At 66.5% G+C, this 25,478-nt stretch carries 25 protein-coding genes; 15 read left to right on the top strand and 10 right to left on the bottom strand.

Annotated features, from left to right (window positions below):
• Window positions 1-31: 31 nt before the first annotated feature.
• Window positions 32-946, bottom strand: a complete 915-nt coding sequence (locus tag AC3ANW_RS13175; RefSeq protein WP_488341300.1) for a DMT family transporter — start codon at window positions 944-946, stop codon at window positions 32-34.
• A gap of 116 nt (window positions 947-1,062) precedes the next feature.
• Here AC3ANW_RS13175 and AC3ANW_RS13180 point away from each other — a divergent pair, with 116 nt between their 5' ends.
• The 8 genes from AC3ANW_RS13180 (at window position 1,063) to AC3ANW_RS13215 (ending at window position 8,048) form a co-directional block, all read left to right on the top strand.
• Window positions 1,063-2,130 carry a LacI family DNA-binding transcriptional regulator gene (locus AC3ANW_RS13180; protein WP_488345422.1) on the top strand — a complete coding sequence of 356 codons (1,068 nt, stop codon included), beginning with the start codon at window positions 1,063-1,065 and terminating at the stop codon, window positions 2,128-2,130.
• Between the two features lie 118 nt (window positions 2,131-2,248).
• A complete protein-coding gene (locus AC3ANW_RS13185; RefSeq protein WP_488341301.1) occupies window positions 2,249-2,920 on the top strand; it encodes an amino acid ABC transporter permease in 672 nt (223 codons plus the stop codon).
• A gap of 10 nt (window positions 2,921-2,930) precedes the next feature.
• Window positions 2,931-3,584, top strand: coding sequence for an amino acid ABC transporter permease (locus AC3ANW_RS13190; protein WP_488341302.1), 654 nt, complete (start codon window positions 2,931-2,933; stop codon window positions 3,582-3,584).
• Between the two features lie 52 nt (window positions 3,585-3,636).
• Window positions 3,637-4,434 (top strand): transporter substrate-binding domain-containing protein, encoded by a 798-nt coding sequence (locus AC3ANW_RS13195; RefSeq protein ID WP_488341303.1) that lies wholly within the window; start codon window positions 3,637-3,639, stop codon window positions 4,432-4,434.
• Window positions 4,435-4,488: 54 nt separating this feature from the next.
• Entirely contained in the window at window positions 4,489-5,265 is a 777-nt protein-coding gene (locus tag AC3ANW_RS13200) for an amino acid ABC transporter ATP-binding protein (RefSeq protein ID WP_488341304.1), read from the top strand.
• A 5-nt stretch (window positions 5,266-5,270) separates the two neighbouring features.
• Entirely contained in the window at window positions 5,271-6,062 is a 792-nt protein-coding gene (locus AC3ANW_RS13205; RefSeq protein ID WP_488341305.1) for a sugar phosphate isomerase/epimerase family protein, read from the top strand.
• Window positions 6,059-7,051 carry a sugar kinase gene (locus AC3ANW_RS13210; protein WP_488341306.1) on the top strand — a complete coding sequence of 331 codons (993 nt, stop codon included), beginning with the start codon at window positions 6,059-6,061 and terminating at the stop codon, window positions 7,049-7,051. The genes AC3ANW_RS13205 and AC3ANW_RS13210 overlap by 4 nt, the downstream gene beginning before the upstream one ends.
• 13 nt (window positions 7,052-7,064) lie before the next feature.
• Window positions 7,065-8,048 (top strand): 2-hydroxyacid dehydrogenase, encoded by a 984-nt coding sequence (locus tag AC3ANW_RS13215; RefSeq protein ID WP_488341307.1) that lies wholly within the window; start codon window positions 7,065-7,067, stop codon window positions 8,046-8,048.
• A 20-nt stretch (window positions 8,049-8,068) separates the two neighbouring features.
• Here AC3ANW_RS13215 and AC3ANW_RS13220 read toward each other — a convergent pair whose 3' ends face one another.
• Window positions 8,069-9,376: a DUF2325 domain-containing protein gene (locus AC3ANW_RS13220; protein WP_488341308.1), complete on the bottom strand. Its 1,308-nt coding sequence runs from the start codon at window positions 9,374-9,376 to the stop codon at window positions 8,069-8,071.
• 269 nt (window positions 9,377-9,645) lie between these two features.
• Here AC3ANW_RS13220 and AC3ANW_RS13225 point away from each other — a divergent pair, with 269 nt between their 5' ends.
• Window positions 9,646-11,823: an ATP-binding protein gene (locus tag AC3ANW_RS13225; protein ID WP_488341309.1), complete on the top strand. Its 2,178-nt coding sequence runs from the start codon at window positions 9,646-9,648 to the stop codon at window positions 11,821-11,823.
• Here AC3ANW_RS13225 and AC3ANW_RS13230 read toward each other — a convergent pair.
• Entirely contained in the window at window positions 11,744-12,301 is a 558-nt protein-coding gene (locus AC3ANW_RS13230) for a GyrI-like domain-containing protein (RefSeq protein WP_488341310.1), read from the bottom strand. The two genes, AC3ANW_RS13225 and AC3ANW_RS13230, sit on opposite strands and share 80 nt — an antisense overlap.
• Window positions 12,302-12,390: 89 nt before the next feature.
• Between AC3ANW_RS13230 and AC3ANW_RS13235 the strand changes: the two genes are divergently transcribed.
• From AC3ANW_RS13235 to AC3ANW_RS13245, 3 genes are read left to right on the top strand one after another with little or no spacing between them, the layout of a single operon-like run.
• Window positions 12,391-14,103: an MFS transporter gene (locus AC3ANW_RS13235; RefSeq protein WP_488341311.1), complete on the top strand. Its 1,713-nt coding sequence runs from the start codon at window positions 12,391-12,393 to the stop codon at window positions 14,101-14,103.
• 15 nt (window positions 14,104-14,118) lie between these two features.
• On the top strand, window positions 14,119-15,351 hold the full coding sequence (locus AC3ANW_RS13240) for an HlyD family secretion protein (protein WP_488341312.1): 1,233 nt from the start codon (window positions 14,119-14,121) through the stop codon (window positions 15,349-15,351).
• Window positions 15,351-16,745: an efflux transporter outer membrane subunit gene (locus tag AC3ANW_RS13245; protein WP_488341313.1), complete on the top strand. Its 1,395-nt coding sequence runs from the start codon at window positions 15,351-15,353 to the stop codon at window positions 16,743-16,745. Before AC3ANW_RS13240 ends, AC3ANW_RS13245 begins: the two co-directional genes overlap by 1 nt.
• A gap of 2 nt (window positions 16,746-16,747) precedes the next feature.
• Here AC3ANW_RS13245 and AC3ANW_RS13250 read toward each other — a convergent pair whose 3' ends face one another.
• Window positions 16,748-17,380 (bottom strand): MSMEG_1061 family FMN-dependent PPOX-type flavoprotein, encoded by a 633-nt coding sequence (locus AC3ANW_RS13250; RefSeq protein ID WP_488341314.1) that lies wholly within the window; start codon window positions 17,378-17,380, stop codon window positions 16,748-16,750.
• A gap of 78 nt (window positions 17,381-17,458) precedes the next feature.
• Between AC3ANW_RS13250 and AC3ANW_RS13255 the strand changes: the two genes are divergently transcribed.
• The 3 genes from AC3ANW_RS13255 (at window position 17,459) to AC3ANW_RS13265 (ending at window position 19,753) form a co-directional block, all read left to right on the top strand.
• On the top strand, window positions 17,459-18,082 hold the full coding sequence (locus AC3ANW_RS13255) for a LysE family translocator (protein ID WP_488345423.1): 624 nt from the start codon (window positions 17,459-17,461) through the stop codon (window positions 18,080-18,082).
• 81 nt (window positions 18,083-18,163) lie between these two features.
• Window positions 18,164-18,604 (top strand): energy transducer TonB, encoded by a 441-nt coding sequence (locus AC3ANW_RS13260; protein WP_488341315.1) that lies wholly within the window; start codon window positions 18,164-18,166, stop codon window positions 18,602-18,604.
• Between the two features lie 150 nt (window positions 18,605-18,754).
• On the top strand, window positions 18,755-19,753 hold the full coding sequence (locus tag AC3ANW_RS13265) for a GGDEF domain-containing response regulator (protein ID WP_488341316.1): 999 nt from the start codon (window positions 18,755-18,757) through the stop codon (window positions 19,751-19,753).
• 113 nt (window positions 19,754-19,866) lie between these two features.
• Here AC3ANW_RS13265 and AC3ANW_RS13270 read toward each other — a convergent pair whose 3' ends face one another.
• From AC3ANW_RS13270 to AC3ANW_RS13295, 6 genes are read right to left on the bottom strand one after another with little or no spacing between them, the layout of a single operon-like run.
• Complete coding sequence (locus AC3ANW_RS13270) at window positions 19,867-21,873, bottom strand: hybrid sensor histidine kinase/response regulator (protein ID WP_488341317.1); 2,007 nt, start codon at window positions 21,871-21,873, stop codon at window positions 19,867-19,869.
• A gap of 5 nt (window positions 21,874-21,878) precedes the next feature.
• Window positions 21,879-22,772: a sensor histidine kinase gene (locus AC3ANW_RS13275; RefSeq protein ID WP_488341318.1), complete on the bottom strand. Its 894-nt coding sequence runs from the start codon at window positions 22,770-22,772 to the stop codon at window positions 21,879-21,881.
• 37 nt (window positions 22,773-22,809) lie between these two features.
• Complete coding sequence (locus tag AC3ANW_RS13280; RefSeq protein ID WP_488341319.1) at window positions 22,810-23,838, bottom strand: ATP-binding protein; 1,029 nt, start codon at window positions 23,836-23,838, stop codon at window positions 22,810-22,812.
• Window positions 23,829-24,233 carry an anti-sigma regulatory factor gene (locus AC3ANW_RS13285; RefSeq protein ID WP_488341320.1) on the bottom strand — a complete coding sequence of 135 codons (405 nt, stop codon included), beginning with the start codon at window positions 24,231-24,233 and terminating at the stop codon, window positions 23,829-23,831. Before AC3ANW_RS13285 ends, AC3ANW_RS13280 begins: the two co-directional genes overlap by 10 nt.
• Complete coding sequence (locus AC3ANW_RS13290) at window positions 24,223-24,597, bottom strand: STAS domain-containing protein (protein WP_488341321.1); 375 nt, start codon at window positions 24,595-24,597, stop codon at window positions 24,223-24,225. The genes AC3ANW_RS13285 and AC3ANW_RS13290 overlap by 11 nt, the downstream gene beginning before the upstream one ends.
• An 11-nt stretch (window positions 24,598-24,608) precedes the next feature.
• Entirely contained in the window at window positions 24,609-25,457 is an 849-nt protein-coding gene (locus tag AC3ANW_RS13295) for an STAS domain-containing protein (protein ID WP_488341322.1), read from the bottom strand.
• Window positions 25,458-25,478: the final 21 nt, after the last annotated feature.

Genomic DNA, 25,478 nt, shown 5'->3' on the forward strand with positions numbered 1-25,478 from the left:
GCGCACGAGTTTATCGACCGCCCGGCCGGGCCTAGTGTTCTTCGACCGGTGCCTTGGGGAACAAACGGTCGCGGATGGTGGTGGCCGCAATGCTGCTGACCACCACCACCACGATACCGATCCAGCCGACCAGGTCGACGTGTTCGTCGAAGAACCAGATGCCGAAAAGCACCGCGAACAGGATGCCGCAGTACTGCAGGTTGGCCACCACCAGCGTCTCGACATGCGACCGCGTCGCGCCATAGGCCCGCGTCAGCGCCAGTTGCCCGAATGCGGCCGACAGGCCGATCAGCAGCAGCCAGGCCGCATGGGCCCAGTGCCAGGTGGATGTCTTGGAAACCAGCATCCACAGCCCGCCGACCAGGGCGGTCGCCAGCGCGTAATAAAACACCACCCGCATCTCGGGCTCGCCGGCACGGGTCAGCGCCACCACTTGCAGATAGGCGAAAGCCGCCAGCAGGCCCGACAACAAACCTGAAAGAGTGGCTGCGATGGCCTGCGGATCGGCACCGGGCTTGAGGATCATCACCACTCCGCCGAACCCGGCCACCACCGTCGAAAGCAGCGCCAGCTGGCCGACCAGCATGCGGCTCTCGCCCTCTTTCGTACTGCCGGTCACGTAGGCCATGAAACCCGCCCCCACCAGGAACAGCGCCACCCAGACGCTGCTCAGGTAGTTGAGGGTCATGGCGGCCCCGAGCGGCAGATAGGCCAGCGCATAGAACCAGGCGGACATCGAGAAACTGCCCACCAGGCTGCGCGACGCATGCAGCTTGAAGTGCGTGGTGCGCAGGCTGATGCCCTGCGACCAGGCCAGCACTGCGATGACCAAGGCGCTGACGACTCCCCGCCAGAACACCAGTTCGGCGCTGCTGAAGAAGGCCGCACCCTTCTTGACACACACGCCCATGACGGCAAAAAGAAGCGACGCGACGATCATCCACATGGAAGGCAGCTTTCAGGACGGGGCAAGGAAGACGTCGATTGTCAGGGCTGGTGCCGAACAGGCCGGGCCCGGCATTACCATTCGCCGCCATGCCCACCGTCCCTGCCCTTCCCGCGATGCCCGCGGCTTCCGCGGCTTCCGCGCCTCCGGCCCTCCAAATCCCTTCGGGCCGGGCCACCATCGCCGATGTCGCCCAGGCGGCCGGAGTTTCCAAGGCCACCGTCTCGCGTTACTTCAACCACCGAGAGACGCTGCTCACGCCCGACATCGCCGCCCGGGTGCAGGCCGCCGTCGCCGCCCTCGCCTATTCGCCCAGCCCGATGGCGCAGGCCCTCAAGCGCGGCCGATCGCGGCTGATCGGGCTGGTGGTGGCCGACGTCACCAACCCGTTCTCGGTGGCCGTGCTGCGCGGCGCCGAGAAAGCCTGCCAGGAAGCCGGCTACCTGGTCATGCTGTTCAACCTGGGCAACGAAAGCGGACGCGAACGGCAGGCCATCGAGGCGCTGGCGTCTTACCAGGTCGAGGGTTTCATCCTGAACCGGGTGGGCGACGACGCCGCCGCCATGGCCGAGGCCGCAAGCAAGGCCCGGCCGATGGTGCTGGTCGACCGGCGCAACGACAGTCTGGCGGCCGACTTCGTGTCGCTCGACAACACCGCCGCTGCGCACACCGCGCTGCGGCACCTGATCGACGCCGGTTTCCGCCATGTGATGTTCGTCACCGAGCCGCTGGAGGACGTGAGTTCGCGGCACGAACGGGCGCTCGCCTTCCAGGCGCTGGCCGCGTCCGCAGGCATCCACGGCGAGGTGCTGGAGCATGAAACCGACGACACCGCCCTGCGCGCCGCGCTGGGCCGGTTGCGTGATGCCGCCAATGCCGACGGCCGCCAGCCCGCGGTGATCACCGGCAATGCGGTCACCACCTTGCGTGTCGCGACGGTGGTGGCCGGGCTGGGCTGGCAATGGGGCCGCGACCTCGGTTTCATCGGCTTCGACGACACCGACTGGGCACCGCTGATCGGCCCCGGCCTGACCACTGTCGCGCAACCGACCGATGCCCTGGGCAAGGCCGCCGTCGAATGTCTGCTGCAGCGGCTGAACGGGGCCACCCACGCACCGCGCGAGATCCTCCTGCCCGGCCGCCTGATGGTGCGCGGCTCCAGCCGGTCGGCCTTGCTGAGCTGAGCCGAAACGGGCGATTCTCCCCGCTTCAGGGTAAATCCCAGGTCGGCCGCGCCATCTGCGGACCTACACTGAAACCGGTTTCAGACATGGCCCAGCACTCCGGTGTGGCCGACCTTCCGTGAATTACACCTTCCAATTCGGCGACGTGTTCGCCGCCTGGCCCCTGCTGCTCAAGGGCACCTGGACCACCATCCAGCTGTCCTTCCTGGCGATGGTGCTGGGCCTGGTGGTCGCCGTGCTGTGCGCCTGGGGCAAGACCTCCGGCCCCAGGCCGTTGCGTTTCCTGATCAACACCTACATCGAGCTGATCCGCAACACGCCGTTCCTGGTTCAGCTGTTCTTCTTTTTCTTCGCGCTGCCCGCCTTGGGCCTGCGCTGGTCCCCCTACACCGCGGCGCTCACCGCGCTGGTGGTCAATCTCGGCGCCTACGCCGCCGAGATCATCCGCGCCGGCATCGAGTCCATCCCCAGGGGCCAGGTCGAGGCCGGGCTGGCGCTCAACCTCAAGCGCTGGGAAATCTTCCGTTTCGTGATCATCAAACCCGCGCTGCGCGCCATCTATCCGGCGCTGACCAGCCAGTTCATCCTGCTGATGCTCAGCTCGGCGGTGGTGTCGGTCATTTCGGCGGACGACCTCACCTCGGTCGCTGCCAACCTGCAGTCGCAAACCTTCCGCAGCTTCGAGATCTACATCGTGGTCGCCGGCATCTACCTGCTGCTGTCGATGGCGTTCTCGGCGCTCTTCAAGCTAGTGTTCAACGCCACGCTCAACTATCCCGACCGGAAGTAAGGAAACCGCCATGCGTACTTTCGGTACTCCCGAGTTCTGGTTCATTCTCGAAGCCGCCAGGTGGACCCTGGCGCTGTCGGCCATCGCCGTTTTCTTCGGCGGCATCGGTGGCCTGGTGGTCGCCCTGTCGCGGGTCTCGCCGCTGGCCTGGGTGCGGGGCCTGGCTACGGCTTTCGTGCAGGTATTCCAGGGCACGCCGCTGCTGCTGCAACTGTTCCTGATCTTCTTCGGCGCACCCATCCTCGGGCTGGACATCAATCCCTGGGTCGCCGCCGGCGTGGCGCTGTCGCTCAACACGGCCGCCTTCCTGGGCCAGATCTGGCGCGGCTGCATCGAGGCCATTCCGCGCGGCCAGTGGGAAGCCGCCGAGGCGCTCAACCTGTCGTACACCTCGCGCATGCGTGACGTGGTGCTGCCCCAGGCCTGGAAGATCGCCGTGCCGCCCACGGTGGGTTACCTGGTGCAGGTCATCAAGGGCACCTCGCTGGCGGCCATCATCGGTTTCACCGAGATCACCCGCGCCGGCCAGATCGTCAACAACGCCACCTTCCAGCCGCTGCTGGTGTTCAGTGTGGTGGCCGCCATCTACTTCGTGATGTGCTGGCCGCTGTCGCTGCTGGCCGCCCACATGGAACGCCGCCTGGCTTCCGCCCTCAGCCGCTGACCGGACCAGCGCCTTTCACCTTCTTCGACCGTTCCCGCAAAAGGAGACTTCCATGCACCGCTTCATCCCACGCCGCACCCTCGTCGCCGCCGCCCTGGTCCTGGGCACCGGCCTGGCCGGCATCGCGCCGGCCCATGCGCAGTCCATCGCCGACATCAAGAAAAAGGGCGAGATCACCATCGGCATGCTCGTCGATTTCCCGCCGTACGGCACCACCAATGCGCAGAACCAGCCCGACGGCTACGACGCCGACGTGGCCAAGCTGCTGGCCAAGGACCTGGGCGTCAAGGTCAACATCGTGCCGGTCACAGGCCCCAACCGCATTCCCTTCCTGCTGACCAACAAGGTCGACGTGCTGGTCGCCTCGCTGGCCGTCACGCCGGAACGCGCCAAGCAGGTCACCTTCTCGCAGCCCTACGCGGCCGCCACCATCGTGCTGTACGGCAAGAAAACCGATGCCATCGCCGACGCTTCCGCCCTGAAGGGCAAACGCATCGGCGTGGCACGTGCTTCCACGCAGGACATCGCGGTCACCAAGGCTGCACCGGAAGGCACCGAGATCCGCCGTTTCGACGACGACGCGTCGGCCATGCAGGCACTGCTCTCGGGCCAGGTCGACGCCATCGGCTGCTCGGTCACCGTGGCTGCGCAGATCGCCAAACGTGCGCCTGCCGGCATGTATGAAAACAAGTTCAACCTGGTGCAGCAGAACATGGGCATTGCCATGCGTCCCGGCCAGGCCGAACTCGAAAAGACGGTCAACGACTTTGTCGCCAAACGCAGCGCCGACGGCGAGCTGAACAAGCTCTATCAGAAGTGGCTGGGCGCCGACCTGCCGAAGTTCCAGTAAGCAATCACGATTCCCGCAAGCCCCACCGCAAGTCCCCGCAAGAGAGCCACGAGCATGACGGACCCTGTCACCACCGCCGCACCGCAAGAACCCATCATCCGCATGGAGGGGGTGAACAAGTGGTACGGGCAATTCCAGGTGCTCACCGGCATCGACCTGAGCGTGCGCACCGGCGAACGCATCGTCGTGTGCGGGCCTTCGGGCTCGGGCAAGTCCACGCTGATCCGTTGCATCAACCGTCTCGAGACGGTGCAGCAGGGCCGCATCCTGGTGGACGGCATCGAGCTGACGGCCGGCGGCAAGAACGTCGACCGGGTACGGGCCGAGGTCGGCATGGTGTTCCAGCAGTTCAACCTGTTCCCGCACCTGACCATCCTCGAGAACTGCACCCTGGCGCCGATGCGTTCGCGCGGCCTGGACAAGGCGCAGGCCGAAGAGGTGGCCATGAAATACCTGACCCGGGTGCGCATTCCGGAGCAGGCGAAGAAGTACCCCAGCCAGCTGTCCGGCGGCCAGCAGCAGCGGGTGGCCATCGCCCGCGCGCTGTGCATGGCGCCGAAGATCATGCTGTTCGACGAACCCACTTCGGCGCTCGACCCCGAGATGGTCAAGGAAGTGCTGGACACCATGATTTCGCTGGCCGACGACGGCATGACCATGCTGTGTGTCACCCACGAGATGGGTTTTGCGCGCAGCGTCGCCGACCGGGTGATCTTCATGGCCGAAGGCAGGATCGTCGAGCAGGCGCCGCCGAAGGAGTTCTTCTCGAATCCGCAGAACGAGAAGACCCGCACCTTCCTGGGCCAGATCCTCAGCTCGAACCACGCCTGAACCCGATGAGCCCGATGACCGAAGCGCCGCCCATCCTGATTTCCCTGACCTCCTTCGGCGCCGCCGAAGTGATGCGCCACGGCCAGCTGTATTTCGCCGGACTCTCGCGCGAAGCCGGCGCCGACGGCGTCGAAGTGCGTGGCGAGTTGCTGGGCGCTACCGGCAGTCGCAGCGCCGAGCTTGCGGCCCTGCGCAACGCCGGTAATGTGAAGGTCTATTCCGAACCCGAAGGCCTGTGGACCGCCGACGGCACCCTGGCCATCGGCGTCCTGCAACGCGCGCTGGACATCACCGCCCAGCTGGGTGCGGCCCGGGTCAAGATGTCCGTCGGCGGTTTCGGGCCGCATTCGGTGCAATCGCTCGACATACTCAAGACCGTGCTGGCCGACGCCAGCTGCGAGATGGTCATCGAGAACGACCAGACCCCAACCGCCGGCACGCTGGGCGCACTCCGGAAATTCTTCGCCGCCGCCGATGCCGCCGCACTTGCCCTGCCGATGACCTTCGACCTGGGCAACTGGCATTACCTGGGCGAATGCCCGCTGCAGGCCGCCGCCGCCTTCGGCAGCCGTGTCACGTATGTGCACACCAAGGGCGTGTTCCGCCGGCCCGACAAATGGGTGGCGGTGCCGCTGGCCGAATCGGCCGCGCCCTGGCGAGCGGTCCTGCGCGGCCTGCCGGCCGACGTGCCCTGGGCCATCGAATATCCATTGGCCGGCGACGACCTGGTGGCCGTCACCCGCCGCGAGGTGGAAGTGCTGCGCGCAGCCGCCCGCCTGCAGAAGGAAACCGCATGAGCGCGCCCTTATCCTCTCCATCCCCCTTCACCGCGCCGCTGCCCGGCGCAGCCCGCGACGTGGCGGTCTTCGGCGAGGCCATGACCCTGTTCATCGCCGGCGAACCCGGCCCGCTGGAGTTGGTCGAGACCTTCCATCGCCGCATGGCCGGTGCGGAGATCAACGTGGCCGTCGGCCTGGCGCGCCTGGGCCTGCGGGTGGGCTGGGCCAGCCGGCTGGGCGCCGACTCGCTCGGCCGCTACCTGATGGCCGAGTTGCAGAAGGAAGGCGTGGACTGCGCCCGCGTGGTCTGCGACCCGACGCAACGCACCGGTTTCCAGTTCAAGGGGCGGGTCGACGACGGCAGCGACCCGCCGGTCGAATACCACCGCAAGGGTTCGGCCGCCAGCCTGATGTGCGCAGACGATGTCGACGCCACCTGGCTGCAGGCCACCCGCCACCTGCATGCGACCGGTGTGTTCGCCGCCATCTCGGCCAGCAGCCTGGAAGCCGCGCACCGCAGCATCGACGTGGCGCTGGCCGCCGGCCGCAGCGTGTCTTTCGATCCCAACCTTCGGCCCACGTTGTGGGCTTCCACCGAAGTCATGCGCACCGAGATCAACCGCCTGGCCGCCAAGGCGCATGCAGTGATGCCCGGCCTGGAAGAAGGCCGTCTTCTGACCGGTGAACGGACCGCCGAAGGCATCGCCAGGTTCTATCGCGATGCCGGCTCACGGCTGGTCATCGTCAAGCTGGGCGAAGCCGGTGCGTATTACGACGATGCCGATGCGGGCACCGGCCACGTCGAAGGTTTCCCGGTCGCCAAGGTGGTCGACACGGTGGGCGCCGGCGACGGTTTTGCGGTGGGTGTCATCAGCGCCCTGCTGGAAGGCCGCAGCGTGCGGGAAGCCACACGCCGCGGCAGCTGGATCGGCGCCCGGCAGGTGCAGGTGCTGGGCGACTCGGAAGGTTTGCCGACCCTGGCCGAACTGCAGGCTGCCGGCCTTTAGAAACCCGCCCGACATGACCGAACGCAAGAACATCCTGGTCTTCCGCGAACTGCCCGACGAACAGTTGGCGCGGCTGCAGGCCGACCACTCCGTCGTCGTCGCAAACCCGCGCAAGGCGGCTGAAAAACCGGCTTTCGACGCCGCCCTGGCGACCGCCCACGGCCTCATCGGCTCCAGCTATCCGGTCGATGCGGAACTGCTGGCACGAGCACCCCGGCTCGAAGTCGTGTCCAGTGTTTCAGTCGGCGTGGACAACTACGACCTGGCCGCCCTGCACCAGCGCGGCATCACGCTGTGCCACACGCCCGGCGTGCTCGACGAAACCGTGGCCGACACGGTGTTCGCTCTCATCATGGCCAGCAGCCGCCGCATCGTGGAGCTGTCGACGCTGGTGCGCGAAGGCCGCTGGACCAGGAACATCGGCGAAGACCTGTTCGGCACCGACGTGCACGGCAAGACGCTGGGGCTGCTCGGTTTCGGCCGCATCGGGCAGGCGCTGGCCCGCCGCGCCGCACTGGGTTTTGGCATGCCGGTGCTGTACCACACACGGCGCGAGGTCGACCTGTCGGGCACGCCGCTGCAGGGCCTGGCCATCCATACCCCGCTGGACGATCTCCTGGCGCAATCCGACATCGTGGTCGCCCTGCTGCCGCTGACGCCGGCTACACGCGGGCTGATCGACGCGGCCATGTTCGCGAAAATGAAAGCCGGCGCGGTCTTCGTCAACGGCGGGCGTGGCGCCACGGTGCAGGAACCAGCGTTGCTGCAGGCGCTGGACCACGGCACGCTGCGCGCTGCCGGGCTGGATGTCTTCGCCACCGAACCGCTTCCGCAGGATTCTCCGCTGCGCACCCACCCCAAGGTGACGCCGCTGCCGCACATCGGCTCGGCCACCCACGAAACCCGCCATGCGATGGCGACTTTGGCGACCACCAACCTGCTGAAGGCACTGGCAGGCGAAACCGCACCTGCGGAGTACGACACCGCGTCGCACTAGACCGGGCCATCGGGCAGGCTTCAGCCGTGTTTGGGACAGGGCTGGCGAGGCGGTTCTCCGGCATCGACGACCGACCGCGTGACGGCTCCGAGTGCAGCCGCAAAACTGCCGATGCCCGCGCTGCGCAAGGGCCAGAACTCGATGCCGTGCCGCAGGCAGAGGCGCTTGAGCTGGCCGACCGAATCGTGGTCCACGCAGTCCACCGGAAACACCACCAATTCGGCCCAGCCCACATTGGCGGCCAGCAGGCCCTTTCGGTCTTCCAGCCCGCCGTCGTGGTGACGGAAGTCGCCGCCGTGCCGTTCCACCAGGGCGCGGATCGAAGGCGTCGAACTCGGCCGCCCGCCAACATAGAGGATGCGCCGCCCCGCCAACCGGTGATCGAGACCGGTGCCGACCTCTGCTGAAGGGCCGTCGCCGGCCAGGTCCCTCAGCTGAGCCTCGGCTGCGGCCAGTTCGACTGCCAGCGTGGCAGCGTGTTTGCGCACGAAGCCGATCTCTTCCACCAGCCGTGCCGTGGTGGCCTGTGCTTTTGCAGCCGACTGCTCTGCCGCTTCGCGACGCTGGGTCTGCAGGGCGACCTGTTCGGATGCCGCCTGGGCCTTGTCCCTGTTCTCCTGCCGGTCGTCGGGCAATGGTGGCGATCGGCGCGCCGCTTCCAGCAACTGGCGCACACCGGCCAGTTCACGCTGCAGGTCGTGAATGTCTTCTTCCCGCACCAGATGGCGCGCCTGGTATTGCTCGACCTGTTCGCGCAATTCGGCGTTGGATTGCTCCAGCGCCACCAGCCGCCGGATGTCTGCCCGGTTGGCCGCGCCCACCAGGTGGGACAGCATGTGGACGTCGCCGAAGACCTGCCTGCGAAGCTCGGGGGTGGCGTGCCGATGGGTCAGCAACGCCCAGTAGGCGCCGGGAATGTCGCCGCTGTGCAGTGCTTCCTGCCACAGCGCCAGCAGCGCGGCGGTTTCGGTGACGCGTGCGAAACGCAGCACCGTCCGCTCGTGCTGGCGGTCCAGCGCCTTGTGAAGCGCCTTCGCGGCCAGGCCGGGCTCGGATGCCAGCAACACCGCCTCGTGGTGGATGTCCAGGTCACTGACACCCTGAACATGGATAAAACGCGACATCACCTTGCGCATCCCCGCGGTCGTCATGCAGGTGCCGATGACCGAACACTGGAAATGAGTGTCCAGGTCGGAGATCTTCAGCCGGCCGTGACGCGTGGCGGCCTCCACCACGGCCGCATCGTGCCCGTCGTCCGCGCTGCAGCAGACCGGCGCAATGGCGTTCCCAGAGGCAGTGGCGAACTTGAAAGGTGGCGGGGTCGGCATGGCGGTTCCTGGCTTGTTCTTCGATTGCATCGCTATGTTCCGTAGACTATAGCGAAACCCTGTACGTCGCAGTTGCAAATTGCGTGATTCCCGGCCATGGCACCGACTCGGCCGGCATGTTCGACCGCCCTTGCCTGCGAGCGTGAATCAACGGCGCGCTGCCGGGGCCTGCGTTGCCGGCTTGGAGGCGTTCTTGCGTGTGCCGGCGCGGGCAAAGAGATTTGTGACAAGCGGCCGGCACAGGCATTGATGAGGCATAGTGCTGCCCGATGAAAACCGCCACCGCTCCCGCTTCTTCCCGCACCTTCCTGAAAAACGCGGGTGAGCTGGGTGAACTGGTGGACCGCTTCGACTGGGCCTCGACTCCCATCGGCCCCATCGAGCACTGGCAGGCCGAAATGAAGGCGGTGCTGGCTTTCGTGCTGCACAGTCCGACGCCGATGGTGACGCTGTGGGGCGACACCGGCGTGATGATCTACAACGACGCCTACCGCGAATTCGCCGGCAACCGCCACCCATCCATCCTGGGCACCAACGTGCTCGAGGGCTGGCACGAAGTGGCGGATTTCAATGCCAACGTGTTGCAGAAGGTCTACCGCGAAGGCGGCACGCTGGTCTACCAGAACCAAGAACTGGTGCTCGAACGCAACGGCGGTCCGCGCATGCTCTGGGCCAACCTCGAATATTCACCGGCCTACGACGAGAGCGGTCGCATCCTCGGTGTCATTGCCCTGGTGATCGAGACCACCGAACGGGTGCTGGCCGAAAGGCGTGCTGCGGCGGAACACGAGAACGCACGCGCCAACGCACAGCGCGTGCAGCTGGCGCTCGGCGCCGGCGCCATCATCGGCACCTGGGTGTGGGACCTGCCGACCGACCGCTTCACCATCGACGCGAGTTTTGCGCGCAGTTTCGGCATCGACCCGGCGCTGGGACACGACGGCATTCCGCTGGAACAGATCATCGCCACCGTGCATCCGGACGACCGCGGCGGACTGATCCAGGCCATCGACGAGGTGATTGCCCGCGGCGGTGCCTATGCCCACCAATATCGGGTGCGGCGCGATGACGGAAAGTATTACTGGATCGAGGCCAACGGCCGGGTCGACCTTGCGCCGGACGGCAGCGGCGCGAGTTTCCCGGGTGTGCTGATCGACGTCGACGACCGGCGTGCGGTCGCAGCCGAACGTGACCGCGCCATCGCCATGCTGCGCACCCTGAACGACCAGCTGGAGCAGCGGGTTTCAGATCGCACCGCCGAACTGGTCAGCGCCCAGGAAGCCCTGCGGCAGTCGCAGAAGATGGAAGCGGTGGGTCAGTTGACCGGCGGCCTGGCGCACGATTTCAACAACCTGCTGGCCGGCATTTCCGGCGCGCTGCAACTGATCGGCGTGCGCCTGGCGCAAGGGCGACAGGACGACGTGGAGCGTTACATGGGCGCGGCGCAGGGTGCGGTCAAACGCGCCGCCGCCCTCACCCACCGGCTGCTCGCGTTTTCACGCCGGCAGACGCTGGATCCCAAGCCGACCAACATCAACCGCCTGGTCGCCGGCATGGAAGAGCTGGTGCGCCGCACCGTGGGCCCGGCGGTCGAACTGGAAGTGGTCGGCGCCGGCGGCCTGTGGCCGGCGCTGGTCGACCCGTCGCAGCTGGAAAACGCACTGCTCAACCTGTGCATCAACGCCCGCGACGCCATGCCGGACGGCGGCCGCATCACCATCGAGACCGCCAACAAGTGGCTGGACCGGCATGGCGCGCTGACGCATGACCTGCCCGAGGGCCAGTACCTGTCCCTTTGCGTGACCGATACCGGCTGCGGCATGTCGCCGGAGATCATCGAACGGGTGTTCGAGCCCTTCTTCACCACCAAACCCATCGGCCAGGGCACCGGGCTGGGCCTGTCGATGATCTACGGATTCGCCAAGCAGTCGGGCGGTCAGGTGCGCATCTATTCGGAAGTCGGCATCGGCAGCACCGTCTGCATCTACCTGCCGCGCCACCATGTCGATGGCGACATCGACGAAACCACGGTGCAGTTGCGGCCGCCGTCGCGCTCGGACCAGGGCGAAGCCGTGCTGGTGGTGGACGACGAACCCACCGTCCGCATGCTGGTCACCGACGTGCTGCAGGACCTGGGCTACACCGTGATCGAGGCGGCCGACAGCGTGGCCGGGCTGAAAATCCTGCAGTCGGACGTCCGTATCGACCTGCTGATCAGCGACGTGGGACTGCCCGGCGGCATGAACGGCCGGCAGATGGCCGACGCGGCGAGGCTCGTCCGGCCGGACCTGAAGGTGCTGTTCATCACCGGTTATGCAGAAAACGCGGCCGTCGGCAACGGCCAGCTCGACCCCGGCATGGCGGTGATCACCAAGCCGTTTCCGGTCGAGACGCTGGCAGACCGGGTGCGGGAGATGCTGCTTCGACCGGGACGTGGAAGTCGATGACCACGCCCGGGAGATCCGGCGCGAAGTCACTTTCGTACAGCTCGAAATTGGGGCTTTTGCCGGGCTTGTGGCCCGACGCGGGAACGAGTTCTCCCCAGATCTTCGCCAGCGCCGCCTTGACCTGCGGATGCACCGCCGAACCGTCGAGGGTGATCCGGAACACCAGGTAGTCCGACGGGGGAATCCTGATGCGGGTGAACCCCGCCGGCAGTTCGCAATCCGGCAGCACCGCCACACCGGCCAGGTATTCGAAGCTGCCGTCGCTGCAGTTCATGTCGCTGACCACGCCGTAGGTTTTCCAACCGGCCAGCTGGCCTTCGAAAGGCAGGGCGCCGACCAGCTTCGGCCAGATCTGCGGGATGTTCGATTTGCTGTCGTCGTCGAAGCGGCCTGCGGGCCCCGCGACGAAAAAGGCGTCGAGCCTGGCGAGTTCGGGCAGGCGGACAACGGACGTGGCGATCGGCCCGGGAGCTTTCATCTGAAATTCACCTTCGTGCAAATGGAGGCGAAGCCTAGCCGCGCCGGTCGTGCCCGACAAGCCGGCGGAACTTGCTAAATTGCGTCCCGATGCCGAATAACGCCACCGCCCCCAGCCAACGCTTCCCCTGGCGCCTCCGGCCGGCTGGTACCGCGTCGGACGAGCCGGTCGAGCCCGCCTACGAATTCAAGCCGCACGAGCGGGCGATGATGCCCGGCTCGCCGGCCACGCCCGAACACCCGCGCAGCCGGCGCATCGCCTACTTCTTCGTGGCGCTGCTGGTGGGGCTGACCGGCGGTTTCGGCAACGCGCTGATCAACTCGAACCTGCTCAACGTGCAGGGCGCGCTGGGCCTGTACAGCGACCAGGCGGCCTGGCTGTCGACCGCCTACCTGATGACCAACATCTGCATGAACATGCTGCTGATCAAGTTCAGGCAGCAGTTCGGGCTCAACCTTTTCATCCGCATCTTCCTGGGCGGCTACGTGGCACTGACGCTGGGCCACCTGTTCGTGCACAGCTTCGCCAGCGCGATCGCGGTGCGGGCGGCCAGCGGGGTGTCGGCGGGCGTGCTGTCTTCCTTGTCGCTGTTCTATTTCATCCAGGCCCTGCCCGCGCGCTGGCGGCTCAAGGCCATCGTGCTGGGCGTCGGCGTGCCGCAGCTGGCGACGCCGATGTCGCGGCTGTTTTCTTCCAACCTGCTCGAATTCGGTGGCTGGCGGACGCTGTATTACTTCGAGCTCGGCCTGGCGCTGCTGTGCCTGGCAGCGGTGGCGTTGTACCGGCTGCCGCCCAGCGAACGCATCAAGGTCTTCGAAAAACTCGACCTGGTCACCTTCGCGCTTTTCGCGCCCGGCATGGCCCTGCTGTGCGCAGTGCTGGGCCAGGGCCGCATCGTCTGGTGGACCGAGGTGGCGTGGCTCGGCTGGGCGCTGTGCGGCGCGATCGCGCTGTTGTCGGCCGCGCTGGTGATCGAACACAACCGGGCCAACCCGCTGCTCAACACCCGCTGGCTGGGCAGCGGCGACATCGTGCGGTTTGCGCTGGTGGCCACGCTGCTGCGGCTGCTGCTGTCGGAACAGACCTTCGGCGTGGTGGGCCTGCTGACGGCGCTGGGCGTCAACAACGACCAGCTGGGCGGGCTGTTCGGCTGGGTGACCCTGGCGACGGTGGCCGGCATCGCCACCAGCGCGCTGACCATCAACCCGCTGCGGCTGGGCACACCGGTCGCCGTCGCGCTGGGCTGCATCGCCCTGGGCAGTTTCCTGGACACCCGCGCCACCAGCCTGTACCGGCCGCAGGACTTCATGTTCAGCCAGTCGCTGCTGGGTTTCGCGACCGCTCTGTTCATGGGACCGGCCTTGCTGTTCGGGTTGACGTCGGCGCTCAAGAAAGGGCCGTCGCACATCGTCAGTTTCTCGGCCCTGTTCAGCATCACCCAAAGCCTGGGCGGCCTCGCCGGAAGTGCGCTCCTGGGCACCTTCCAGGTGGTGCGCGAGAAATTCCATTCGCATGAACTGGTGCAGTCGATCGCGCTGGCCGATCCGCAGGTGGCCGCGCGGTTGCAGTCTGGCGCCGGTGCGTACGGCCGGGTGGTCGACGACCCGGTGCTGCGCCAGGCCCAGGGCAGCAGCCTCCTGAGCCAGACGGTTACGCGGGAAGCCAACGTGATGGCTTTCAATGACGTGTTTCTGGTGGTGGGCGTGTTCGCCTGCGTCACCCTGCTGTGGGTGACCTGGCTGGTGGTGCGCAGCCGCCGCCGCATTGCCGCCGAGGCCCTGGCCGTCGCCTCCAAGCCCTGAAAAAAATCAATCACCATGCCCGAACCGACCGCTCCCGCAACATCGCAGCCGCCGTCTGCCAAACGCCTCGAAGACCCGGTCGAGAGCGAGACGGACCGGGCCGCCCAGGCGGAAGAACCGGCCGACGATGCGCCCGCTCCCGCACCCACCGCCGCCGCAACGCCATCACCCGCGGCACCTCCGGCACCGACCGGCTGGGCACCGCCGCGCAATGGGCGCAGCGGCACCATTGCCACCCTGGCGGTGGCCGTCATCGGCATATTGGTGGTGCTCTATGCCTGGCAGTTGCCGCCCTTCACCAGCGACATCGAAAGTACCGACAACGCCTATGTGCGCGGCCAGACCACGGTGGTCAGCCCGCAGACCAGCGGCTATGTGGCCGAGGTTCCGGTACAGGACTACCAGCGGGTGAAGGCCGGCGACGTGCTGGCGCGCATCGACGACCGCATCTACCGACAGCGCGTCGAACAGGCGCGCGCCACGCTCGACGGCCAGGTCGCCAGCCTGGCGAATTCGGCGCAGGCGAAACTTTCGCGCGAGGCCACCGTGGCGTCGCAACTGGCGGCCGTCGCCAACGCGCAGGCACAACTGGCCCGCGCCAGGGCCGACATGGAACGGGTCGATGCACTGGTGGAAGAAGGCTCGGTCTCGCTGCGTGAACGCGACCAGACCCGCGCCGCCCAGCTGCAGGCCCAGGCCGCCGTCGAGCAGGCCCGCGCCGCGGCCGAGATCGCCCGGCAGGACGTGCGGTCCGTCACCGTCAACCGGGCCGGGCTCGAGGCGGCGGTGGAAGGCGCACGCGCGGCCCTGCGACTGGCCGAGATCGACCTGTCCAACACCGTCGTCAAGGCACCGCGCGACGGCCGGCTGAGCGATGTCGGCGTGCGGGCCGGCCAGTACGTCACCGCCGGCACGCAGCTGATGTTCCTGGTGCCCGACCGCATGTGGATCATCGCCAACTACAAGGAGGCACAGACGGCCGGCATGGCGCCGGGGCAGCCGGTGAGTTTCCGGGTCGATGCGTTGGGCGACCATCTGCTGAAGGGGCGTGTCGAGCAGCTTTCGCCGGCCGCGGGTTCGGAGTTCTCGGTGATCAAACCGGACAACGCGACCGGCAATTTCGTGAAAGTGGCGCAGCGTATTTCGGTGCGTATCGCCATCGAACCCGACCAGCCCCAGGCCGAACGGCTGCGGCCCGGCATGTCGGTCGAGACGCGGGTGGACACCCGCGCCGCAGGGACTCGCTGATGCGCGGCTTTCTCCTGGCCTGCGCCGTTGCCGGCCTGCTGCTGGGCGCCTGTGCGGCCCCGCCCTCCCCGCCCTTGCCGCCGTCTGCATCCGTCGAGGCCCCCGTGGCGTGGCGGACCGTGGCGGATGCCGGCGCCCCGCCGCCCGGCGCGCAGTGGTGGCGCGCCTTCGGAGACGACACGCTGGCGCTGCTGGTCGACCAGGCGCTGGCCCACAACACCGATGTCGCCGCTGCCGTCGCCCGCCTGGCCGAGGCACGTGCGCAGGCCGCATCGGCACGTGCGCAACTCGCACCCACGCTGGACCTGGGCGCGACCGCCAGCCGCACCCGCAGCCTCAGCGCCGCCACCGGCCAGCCGGTGGAAAACACCACGGCCCAGCCGCAGTTCCAGGCGGCCTATGAGGTCGACCTGTTCGGCCGTCTCGCCGACCTGAGCGAAGCTTCCCGGTCGGCTTTCATGGCCAGTGCCACGGCGCGTGATGCAGCGGCCATCGGCGTGGCGGCATCGACCGCCACCGCATACATCACCCTGCGCGGCCTGGACGCGCGGCTGGAAGTCGCCCGGCAGACCCTGGCGGCACGCGACCAGTCCCTGCGTTTCGCCCGTTCGCGTGCCGAGGTCGGCTACACGTCACGCCTGGAGTTGCGCCAGGCCCAGGTCGAATACGAAAGCGCGCTGCAGCTGGTGCCGCAGCTGCAACTGGCCATCAACCGCCAGGAAAACGCGCTGCGCCTGCTGCTGGGCGAGGAGCCGGGCGATGTTCCACGCGGTGCCACGCTGCTGGCGATGCAGTTGCCGCCAGTGCCCGCCGGCCTGCCTTCCGAAGTGCTGCGCAGGCGGCCCGACATCGCCCAGGCCGAATACACGCTGGCGGGTGCCGACGCCAGCCTGTCGGCCGCCCGCAAACAGTTTTTGCCGACCATCCGGCTGACCGGCAGCGCCGGCCTCCTGCTGGTCAATTCCCTGTCGGACCCGACCACGCTTTGGACGCTGGGCGGCAGTGTGCTGGCGCCGATCTTTTCCGGTGGCAGGCTGCAGGCGCAAGCCGATGCGGCGGTGGCACGGCGCGACCAGGCCGCATTTGCCTATCGCCGCACCGCGCTGGTCGCTTTCCGTGAAGTGGAAGACGCCCTGGCCGGCGTTGCCCGCCTGGCCGAACAGGGCGCCAGCCTGCAGCGCCAGCGCGACCTGCTGGCCGACACCCTGCGATTGGCGACCAGCCGTTATCGCGCGGGTTATGCCACCTATCTCGAACAGCTGGATGCCCAGCGCGGGTTGCTGGGTGCCGAGCTTTCGCTGCTGCAAACCCGCGCCGACCTGCTCGACGCAGCCGTATCGCTGTACCAGGCGATGGGCGGCGGCTGGACGACGGCGGACGCCGCGTCGCCCTGAAATCAGCCCGCCCGGCTCTGCTCCGCCGCGAGCTGCTGCCGAAAACGCTCGGTCATCTGGGCCTGGGTTTCGGTCGGCGCAGCCTCGCCCAGCTGGTCGTGGACCATCTGGTTCATGCTGGGCAGCACATCACGCGATGCGCGCGCTTCGGGCGACCACAGCTGCGACCGCATGAAAGCCTTGGCGCAGTGCAGATAGGCTTCGGCCACCGCGACCTCGATCACCAGCTTGGGTTTCTGGCGTTCGGAAACAAAAAGTTCGGTGAAGGACGCTTCGTCGCGCAACTGTGCCGTTCCGTTGACACGCAGCGTCTCGTCCACGCCGGGCACCATGAAGATCAGCGAGATGCGCGGATCGACCAACAGGTTTTCCATCGTGTCCAGGCGGTTGTTGCCACCGGAATCGGGCAGCAGCAGGTGGGCGCCGTCATCGCTGGCCTTGACGAAACCCGCCATCCCGCCGCGGGGCGAGACATCCAGCAATGCGCCGTTTGCGCCTGCGCTGGCAATCACACAGAAAGGCGAAAGCCGCACGAACCGGCGGCCGTGGATGTCGAGGCGGCCGAGTTGTTTGCGCACTGCACGTTCGCCCGGAGCTGCATAGAGGGCGCGCAGTTGCGCAAGGGTGGTGATCATGGGTGGTCCCCGGTGTGGATCGGTCTAATATTCTGCACTTGCGAATGGCGCATGAATCAACGGATCGATGGAGCGTCGATGGATCCCCTGCTTTTTATACCCGTCGCCATTCTTCTGGCATTGACTCCGGGCCCGAACAATATCTGCGCGCTGAACAACGGCATTCGCCAGGGAGTTGCGATGGCGGTGCTGGCAACCTTCGGCCGGGTTACCGCATTCGCCATCTTCCTGACGATTTCGGCACTGGGTCTGGGCGCGATGTTGCTGGCGTCGGAAAAGGCATTCACCGTCATGAAATGGGTCGGCGCTGCCTATCTTTTCTGGCTCGGCATCCGTGCCTGGCGAAGCGCCGGTCATGACATGGCGCCGGGCGACCCGTTATTCCACGCGAATGCCGTCCGCCCGTTACGGAGCCTGATCCTGCAGGAGTTCCTGGTCGCGATCAGCAACCCCAAGGCGGTATTGCTTTTTGCCGCCGTGTTCCCGCAGTTCATCGATCCGCACCAGGCTGCCGCGCATCAATTTCTCGTGTTGGGCAGCATCTACCTGGCGGCCGAGTTCGTTTCCTCGCTGGTGTATGGCCTGGGCGGCCAGCAATTGCGCAGGCTGATTACCAGCCGGCGCGGTGCGAGAAACATGAATCGGGTGACGGGCGGATTTTTTGTCGGCGCGGGCGGTTTGTTGCTGTCGGTACACCGGTAATAATGCGCACCGCTCCGGCGCAAGAATCCGGACAGTCGCCCCACGGCCCGTCAACCGACTGCCCCTTGTTTCCAGACTTGCATGTTTTCGAATAATCAACGGTGTATCCGTCGTTTCCGCGGCATCGGACCGGTTTCCTGTCTGGTGCTGGCCGCCCTGGCGGTGTCCGCATGCAGCACACCGCCTTCTGCCGATGCGCCGCCGGTCAGGCAGGTCGCCGCAGACCAGCTTCGCCCTGTCAGCCGGGTCCGTGCGGTGTTGCCTTCACGAGACTTCCAGAAGTCCTATCCCGGCGGCACCACCTGGCTGCACCTGAGGATCGACGCCGAGGGCAAGGTCCAGGACATCCGCATCGACAGGACCAGCGGCAATGCGTCCATCGACGCCGCGGCTGCCCGCTCGCTGGTCGGCGCCGTGTTTGTTCCTTATCGGGAAAACGGCGTTGCCGTTCCGGTCACCACGCTGATGCCGGTGAGCTTTCCGGCGTCGAACTGCATCATGGCCAAGCCGCTGGACTGTTGAGCGGAAGGCCCCGGAGGCGGCGATCTGCCAGGAATTTCTCGGCAGACTGTTGCAGATTCCCCAGTCCGGAGGCTGAGTCAGGCTTGGGAGCGCTCAGGTACGGTATGGTCGCTCGCGCCCACCGCCTGGGTCGACCAGCCATTTGAACCCATGACCACCCTGCACAATTCCGAACTGAAAATATTAGTGGTGGACGACCAGGAGTCGGTTCTCCAATATCTCCTTCAGGAATTAAGGCACATCGGTGTCACAGAACTCCTGAGCGCTTCCACTGCCGAAGAGGCTGTCAGCCAGTTCTGCCTGCATAAGCCCGACCTGGTATTACTCGACATACAGATGCCCGGAAACAACGGGTATTGGATTGCCGAACAGATACGCAACGCCGAAAGCGGAAACTGGACACCGATCATTTTCCTGACCGCGCTGGATCGTGACGAAGACCTGTGGGAAGGCATTCGTGTCGGCGGCGACGATTATCTGATCAAGCCGGTGCGGACCACGGTTCTGGCCGCCAAGATAAGGGCCATGCAACGCCTTCTGAGCATGCAACGGCGACTGACTTCGGTCACCGAAGACCTCTACAGGGCGAACCTGATGCTGAACTCGCTGGTCGAACGAGACGGCTTGACAGGACTCATCAACCGCCGGGGTTTCGACCGTCTGCTCTACGAACAGATAGCGAATGCAAATCGCGAGGGAATTCCCTTGACGCTGATGATTTGCGACATCGATTATTTCAAACAATACAACGACAGCCTGGGCCACCCGGAAGGCGATGAATGCCTGAAGAAAGTGGCCGCGGTTCTTTCGAGTGTTTGCAGGCGGCCCACCGATTACGCCTGCCGTATCGGCGGCGAGGAGTTCGCCTTGATCATGCCCAACACACCGCGATCCGGCGCCATGGTGTTTGCGCGTGCGCTGGCGGAGGTATTGGCTTCGCAGCGCTTGCGGCATCCGGCATCGGCGGTTTCGGACTGCGTCACCTTGTCGGCCGGCATTACCACCTGCGTGCCCGATGGTTCGACCACGGTGCTCGGCATGATTACCCGTGCGGATGAAGCGCTCTACGCCGCCAAAGCCCGTGGCCGGAACCATTTCTTCAGTTATGAATTGCAGATGACGGCCAGGGAACACATTGCGGGTCGTTAAGGGATTCGACTTGAAGCTGGATTCAATGACCCGGCACGCTGTCCCCCCGATCGAATACCTGGAAGCCTGATCCCGGACCCGTCTGGCAGGTAACGGGCGTTAGGCCGGCCGCCTCAACGCCCCGCCAGCAACTGCGCCACCACCGACATCAGCACATGCGGCTGGAGCGGTTTGCCCAGATGGGCGTCGAAGCCCGCCTCGATCGCCCGGGCCTTGTCCTCGGGCCTCGAAAATGCGGTGAAGGCAACCGCCACCAGGGCTGGCCCGGCGGCGGATCCGTCCATCGCCCGCACGGCACGGACGAGGTCGTAGCCATCCCGGCCCGGCAGGCCGATGTCGCTGATCAGAACATGCGGCCGATGTGCGTTGACGGCCGCCATGGCTGCGTCGTAATGCGGCGCCAGGCGCACGTTGGCACCGGCGTCTGACAGCACCACGGTCAGCATTTCGCTGGCGTCGGCGTTGTCTTCGACGATCAGCACATCCAGCCCTTCCAGCACCCGGTCGATGGAATGGTCCGGCGTGGTGCCGGACGCCGCCGAACCGGCGGGCTGGCGTTGTTCAGGCTCGGTGCGCGCTTCGGCCGGCCGGCCGACCGCAAGCCACACCCGCATGGTGCTGCCCTGCTCCAGCCCGGCGCTTTCGGCGCCGGCGTCCCCGCCGTGCAGTTCGGCCAGGTGCCGGACGATGGAAAGCCCCAGGCCCAGGCCGCCGTGGAAACGGTTGTCGGGCGAGTCGCTCTGGCTGAAACGGTCGAACAGATGCGCAAGGAAGTCGGGGTTGATCCCTCTTCCGTGGTCCTGCACCTGCAGTTCCAGCTGGTCGCCACTGCGGGCCAGCGCGACCCGGATGTGGCCGCCGGGGTGCGAGAACTTGATGGCGTTGGTCATCAGGTTCCAGACGATCTGCTGGAACCGGGTAGGGTCGAGCCAGGCGGTGGCGTGGGCGTCGTCGCCAACCTGCAGTTCGACGACCAGTTGCTTGCTGTCGATGGCCTCGCGAAGCGCTTCGACCGACGCGGCGACGACCTCGGCCGGGTCGACGTTTTCACGGTCCAGCCGCAGCTTGCCGCTGTTGATGCGCGAGACGTCGAGGATGTCGGAGATGATGCGGGCCTGCGCCTTGACGTTGCGGTCGATGGCTTCCAGCCCCTTCATCAGCTCCGGCGAGCCGCCGCGTCGGTTGAGGATGTGGACCCAGCCGGCGATCGAGTTGAGCGGCGTGCGCAATTCATGCGAAAGCACCGCGACGAAGTCGTCCTTGGTGCGGCTGTGGCGTTCGGCCACGGCACGTGCGGCCTGCTCGCGTTCCAGCACTTCCTGGCGGCGCAGGTCGAGTTCGATGCGTTCGGAAATGTCGACCGCGATGGCCACACGCAGGCCCGGTTCGACGTGCGACGAAATGCTCCACTCCAGATGCACCTGGCTGCCGTCAGGCCGCATCAGCGGGAATTCGCCCTGCCACGGCCTGCCGTCCTCGAACGCGCTGATGGTTTTCTCGCGCACGAAATCGACCCAGCCCGGCGGCGCGAAATCGCTGATGGAACGGCCCAGCAGTTCTTCGATGGGCCGGCCGAGCATGGCGACCATGGCGGGGTTGACGTCGGTCAGCACACCGTCGGCCTGCACCAGCGCGATTCCGCTGAGGGCGTGGCTGTAGATGGCGCTGAAACGAACGTCGGCGCGGCGCACCCGCTCTTCGGCCATGCGTGCGCGGATGAGTGCCTGCAAGGTGGCCAGCAGCACCGCCGGCTCGGCGGGATGCACCAGGTAGGCGTCGGCGCCGGAATCGAGGCCCAGCACCTTGTCTTCGTCCTGGGTGTAGGCGCCGGACAGGTGGATGACCGGCAGCAGCATGGTGCGGTGGTCGCTGCGCAGGGCTCGGCAGACTTCGAAGCCGTTCATGTCGGGCAAATGCACGTCGAGCACCACGGCCGATATCTGCTGGTGCCGCAGCACCTGCAAGGCCTCCTCGCCGGTCGAGGCTTCGAGGGTGTTGAAACCACCGGCACGGATGGTGCGCGCGTTGGCATAACGCAAGGCGGGGTCGTCTTCGACCACCAGCACGGTATGCCGGCCACGATCGATCGTGGTGTTGATGAAGTAGCTTTCGACGGGCACGTTGTTCAGGCCTTTTGCTGCTGGAGTTGCAACTGGTTCTGCTGGCGCGGTTCGACGGGCAGCGGCAAGGTGACGGAAAACACCGAACCCTCGCCGAGGGCGCTTTCGAGGCTGACGTCGCCGCCCAGCAGGACGGCGAGCTTGCGGCTGAGCGCCAGGCCGAGGCCGGTGCCGCGCAGGCGCTTCTGCAGGGGTGTGTTGACCTGGGAATAGTCTTCGAAGACCGCCGCATGGAATTCGGGGGCGATGCCGATGCCGGTGTCGGCCACCGAGAAGCGCACCGATTCCGGCCCGGCACGCACCACCGACACCCGCACTTCGCCCCGCTGGGTGAACTTGAGCGCGTTGGAGATGAAGTTGCGCAGGATCTGCGACAGCTTGTGGTCGTCGGTGTAGAGACTGGGCAGGCCGCCGGGTTCCTCGAAGATCAGCGTCACATCGGGATTGGTCAGCACCGGCTTGAAGATGCCGCGCAAGGCCTGGAACAGGTCGACCATCTCGAACCATGCGGGGGATATTTCCACCCGGCCGGCCTCGATCTTGGCGAGGTCCAGCAGGTCGTCGACCATCTCGGCGAATTCGGTCGCCGACTTGTGGATGAAACCGACCTGCGTTTCCTGCTCGGCCGTGAGCGGGCCGTCGATCTTGTCGGCCATCAGGCGCGCGATGGCTCGGATCGAGTTGATCGGCGTGCGGAATTCATGGCTCATGTAGGCCAGGAAACGGCTCTTGAGTTCGGTTGCCTTGCGCAGGTCTTCGGCCTGCGCGTCGAGTTCGGCATAAAGGGCGACGACACCCCGGTTGGTCTCATCGAGTTCGGCGCGCAGTGAGGCGGATTCGGCCAGGGCGTTCTCGAGTTCAAGCGCCAGCGTTTCGGCGGAGACGTTTTCTGTGGTCATGGCGAAGTCCTGCTCGCGGTGTTCGGCATGGTCGGGTTCAGGGGACGCGGCGCAGCACGACCACCGTGGCGTCGTCACGCCCGCGGCAATGGTCGCGCAGCAGCAATGCGGCGACCAGCACCGGGTCGCGGTCGATCAGCGGATGCAGCTGGGTCGAATCCCAGCGGGTTGCGATGCCGTCGCTGTGCACGATGGCAAGTGCGTGTTCGGGCAGGTCCATCACGGCCTCTTGCGCGCGCCGCATCTGCATGCCGACGGTGCCGTGCTGGGTGACCATGCTGCGGTCGAAGACACCCGAGACGATACGCGTGACGACGTTGCCGGCGCCGCTGCAGCGCACCTTGGCAGCGTCCAGCCGCAGGCAGCAGACAGCCGCGCCGCGGGTGGTTTGCAGCGCTGCGTGCGCATCGGCCAGAAAGGCGGCGGAATCCGCGAATGGCTGCTGCATGAACAACTCGGCCGCGGTGGAAGACGCCTTGGCCGCCTCGGGTCCGTGGCCCAGTCCGTCGGCCAGCATCAGGGATGCCTCCACCCCATCGGCGGCGAAGGCCCAGCCGTCGCCGTTGACGGTTTCGCCGGGCGCGCAGAGAGCGACCGCGCCCACCTGGATGCTGCCGTGCGCGGGCACCGTCGCCTTGCCGGCACCCACGCGTGCCACGCACACCGTGCCGCCGGCCTCGCCGTCTCCGCCGAGGGTGGAATACAGGTCGAAGTCACTGGCCAGTCGGCGGATGGCGCCCAGGCCGGTGCCCGGGCTGCCGCCGCCGGTCGAATAACCGTCGCGCATCGAAGCGGCAACGTCGGCGATGCCCGGGCCCTCGTCGATGGATAACACCTCTATATCGTTGAAGGCCGGGCGAACCGCTATCAGCAGGCGGCCGCGCCGGGCATGCCGGTGCAGGTTGGTGCCCAGTTCGGTGACGACCAGGGCGAGCCGCCCGATCTCGACTTCGGTCCAGCCCGCCAGTTCCTGGGTCAGCAACACGGCGAAACGCCGGGCCTCGCCCACGCGGCTGGCGTCTTCTATCGGGAACGCGGTGTGCGCCCAGCCCAGCGTTATTTCCACTTGGTGATGCTGACGCGGGTGCCCTGGCCGGGCTGCGACTGCACTTCGAAATCATTCACCAGGCGTTTGCTGCCCGGCAGGCCGAGTCCCATTCCGCCGCCGCTGGTCCAGCCGTCGGTCATGGCCAGTTTCATGTCCGGAATGCCGGGTCCCTGATCCTCGAAATGCAGTTGCAATCCGCGTTTGCCGTTCAATTCGAGCAACTGCCAGCGCATGTGGCCGCCTCCCCCGTGTATGAGCGTGTTGCGCGACAGTTCGCTGGCGGCCGTGATCATCTTGGTCTGGTCGACCAGCGACAGCTTGATCTCCTGGCACAGGGACCGCACTGTCTGGCGACAGGCGACGATCTGCTGTTCGTTGGTGAGGGGCAGCAGGCCCGTAGGTTCAACCGCCAAGCGCCTGCTCCTCACGTGCCCGGCGCAGCAATTCCATGCCTCGCTCGACGTTCAGAGCAGTGCGCACACCTTCGAGCGAAAGCCCGAGTTCGACCAGCGTGATGGCGACGGCCGGCTGCATGCCGACCACCACCGTGGTGGCCGACAGGATGCGGGCGATGCCCGAGATGCTGGTCAGCATTCGGCCGACGAAGGAGTCGACGATCTCGAGCGCCGAGATGTCGATCATCACGCCGGTGGCACCGGTCTTGGCGATCTTCTCGGCCAGGTCGTCCTGCAGGCCGACGGCGGTCTGGTCCTGCATGTCGACCTGGATGGTCACCAGCAGGGTTTCACCCATGCGAAGAATGGGAATGCGGTCCATGGGTTAGCGCCTTATACAGCCGTACGCGTGAAGCGCCAGCCGGTTTTCTGCAGGGCCAGCGCCAGGGCATCGGCCAGGGTGGCCTTGGTGTTGATGCCCTGCAGGTCGATGCCCAGGTGCACGATGGTCTGCGCGATCTGCGGCCGGATGCCGCTGATGATGCAGTCGGCGCCCATCAGCCGGATGGCCGCCACGGTCTTCAGCAGGTGCTGGGCGACCAGCGTATCGACGGTCGGCACGCCGGTGATGTCGATGATGGCGAGGCCCGATTCGGTCTCGACGATCTTCTGCAGCAACGTCTCCATGACGATCTGGGTGCGGTTGCTGTCCAGCGTGCCGATCATGGGCACGGCGAGCACGCCGTCCCACAGCTTGATGACGGGCGTGGAGAGTTCGAGCAGTTCTTCCTGCTGGCGCAGGATGATTTCTTCGCGGGTGCGCTGAAAGGTGGTGACGGTGTGCTGGGCCAGTTTGTCGACCAGCGAGGTGACCGTCCAGAGCGCGCTCGACAACGCGGCCGGGTCGGTGGCATGTGTGGCCTGAAGCAGTTCGAACAGCGGCTTCTTGAGTGCCAGCACGAAGCTGCTGGTTTCGCCGGCGTTCTGGCCGCGGGCTGCACGTGAGCGCGAAAGGCCTTCCAGCGCCTGCCGCAAGGGAGCCCATTCGGAGGAATCGACACGGCCGGGTTCGGCGCCTGCCGAGATGGCCGCCTTGAGTAGCTTGAGCAACTCGGCAGCTTCGACCTGCATGGCGCGGCGGCCACCGGCCTCGGTGGCGCCGGCAGCGGTCAGCCACAAGTCGAGGATGGTGTTTTCGTCAGCACCGAGCACGGCGTGGACGGCCTGGTTTTCGCTCTTCATCGCGTGTCCTGTCAAGTCGTT

This window comes from Xylophilus sp. PBN-3R (genome assembly GCF_057747805.1).

What these genes read in the sequence shown, in the direction of transcription:
- AC3ANW_RS13175 (WP_488341300.1), bottom strand. Translation starts at nt 946, where the DNA reads ATGTGGATGATCGTCGCGTCGCTTCTTTTTGCCGTCATGGGCGTGTGT.
- AC3ANW_RS13180 (WP_488345422.1), top strand. Translation starts at nt 1,063, where the DNA reads ATGCCCGCGGCTTCCGCGGCTTCCGCGCCTCCGGCCCTCCAAATCCCT.
- AC3ANW_RS13190 (WP_488341302.1), top strand. Translation starts at nt 2,931, where the DNA reads ATGCGTACTTTCGGTACTCCCGAGTTCTGGTTCATTCTCGAAGCCGCC.
- AC3ANW_RS13195 (WP_488341303.1), top strand. Translation starts at nt 3,637, where the DNA reads ATGCACCGCTTCATCCCACGCCGCACCCTCGTCGCCGCCGCCCTGGTC.
- AC3ANW_RS13200 (WP_488341304.1), top strand. Translation starts at nt 4,489, where the DNA reads ATGACGGACCCTGTCACCACCGCCGCACCGCAAGAACCCATCATCCGC.
- AC3ANW_RS13205 (WP_488341305.1), top strand. Translation starts at nt 5,271, where the DNA reads ATGAGCCCGATGACCGAAGCGCCGCCCATCCTGATTTCCCTGACCTCC.
- AC3ANW_RS13210 (WP_488341306.1), top strand. Translation starts at nt 6,059, where the DNA reads ATGAGCGCGCCCTTATCCTCTCCATCCCCCTTCACCGCGCCGCTGCCC.
- AC3ANW_RS13215 (WP_488341307.1), top strand. Translation starts at nt 7,065, where the DNA reads ATGACCGAACGCAAGAACATCCTGGTCTTCCGCGAACTGCCCGACGAA.
- AC3ANW_RS13220 (WP_488341308.1), bottom strand. Translation starts at nt 9,376, where the DNA reads ATGCCGACCCCGCCACCTTTCAAGTTCGCCACTGCCTCTGGGAACGCC.
- AC3ANW_RS13225 (WP_488341309.1), top strand. Translation starts at nt 9,646, where the DNA reads ATGAAAACCGCCACCGCTCCCGCTTCTTCCCGCACCTTCCTGAAAAAC.
- AC3ANW_RS13230 (WP_488341310.1), bottom strand. Translation starts at nt 12,301, where the DNA reads ATGAAAGCTCCCGGGCCGATCGCCACGTCCGTTGTCCGCCTGCCCGAA.
- AC3ANW_RS13235 (WP_488341311.1), top strand. Translation starts at nt 12,391, where the DNA reads ATGCCGAATAACGCCACCGCCCCCAGCCAACGCTTCCCCTGGCGCCTC.
- AC3ANW_RS13240 (WP_488341312.1), top strand. Translation starts at nt 14,119, where the DNA reads ATGCCCGAACCGACCGCTCCCGCAACATCGCAGCCGCCGTCTGCCAAA.
- AC3ANW_RS13245 (WP_488341313.1), top strand. Translation starts at nt 15,351, where the DNA reads ATGCGCGGCTTTCTCCTGGCCTGCGCCGTTGCCGGCCTGCTGCTGGGC.
- AC3ANW_RS13250 (WP_488341314.1), bottom strand. Translation starts at nt 17,380, where the DNA reads ATGATCACCACCCTTGCGCAACTGCGCGCCCTCTATGCAGCTCCGGGC.
- AC3ANW_RS13255 (WP_488345423.1), top strand. Translation starts at nt 17,459, where the DNA reads ATGGATCCCCTGCTTTTTATACCCGTCGCCATTCTTCTGGCATTGACT.
- AC3ANW_RS13260 (WP_488341315.1), top strand. Translation starts at nt 18,164, where the DNA reads ATGTTTTCGAATAATCAACGGTGTATCCGTCGTTTCCGCGGCATCGGA.
- AC3ANW_RS13265 (WP_488341316.1), top strand. Translation starts at nt 18,755, where the DNA reads ATGACCACCCTGCACAATTCCGAACTGAAAATATTAGTGGTGGACGAC.
- AC3ANW_RS13275 (WP_488341318.1), bottom strand. Translation starts at nt 22,772, where the DNA reads ATGACCACAGAAAACGTCTCCGCCGAAACGCTGGCGCTTGAACTCGAG.
- AC3ANW_RS13290 (WP_488341321.1), bottom strand. Translation starts at nt 24,597, where the DNA reads ATGGACCGCATTCCCATTCTTCGCATGGGTGAAACCCTGCTGGTGACC.
- AC3ANW_RS13295 (WP_488341322.1), bottom strand. Translation starts at nt 25,457, where the DNA reads ATGAAGAGCGAAAACCAGGCCGTCCACGCCGTGCTCGGTGCTGACGAA.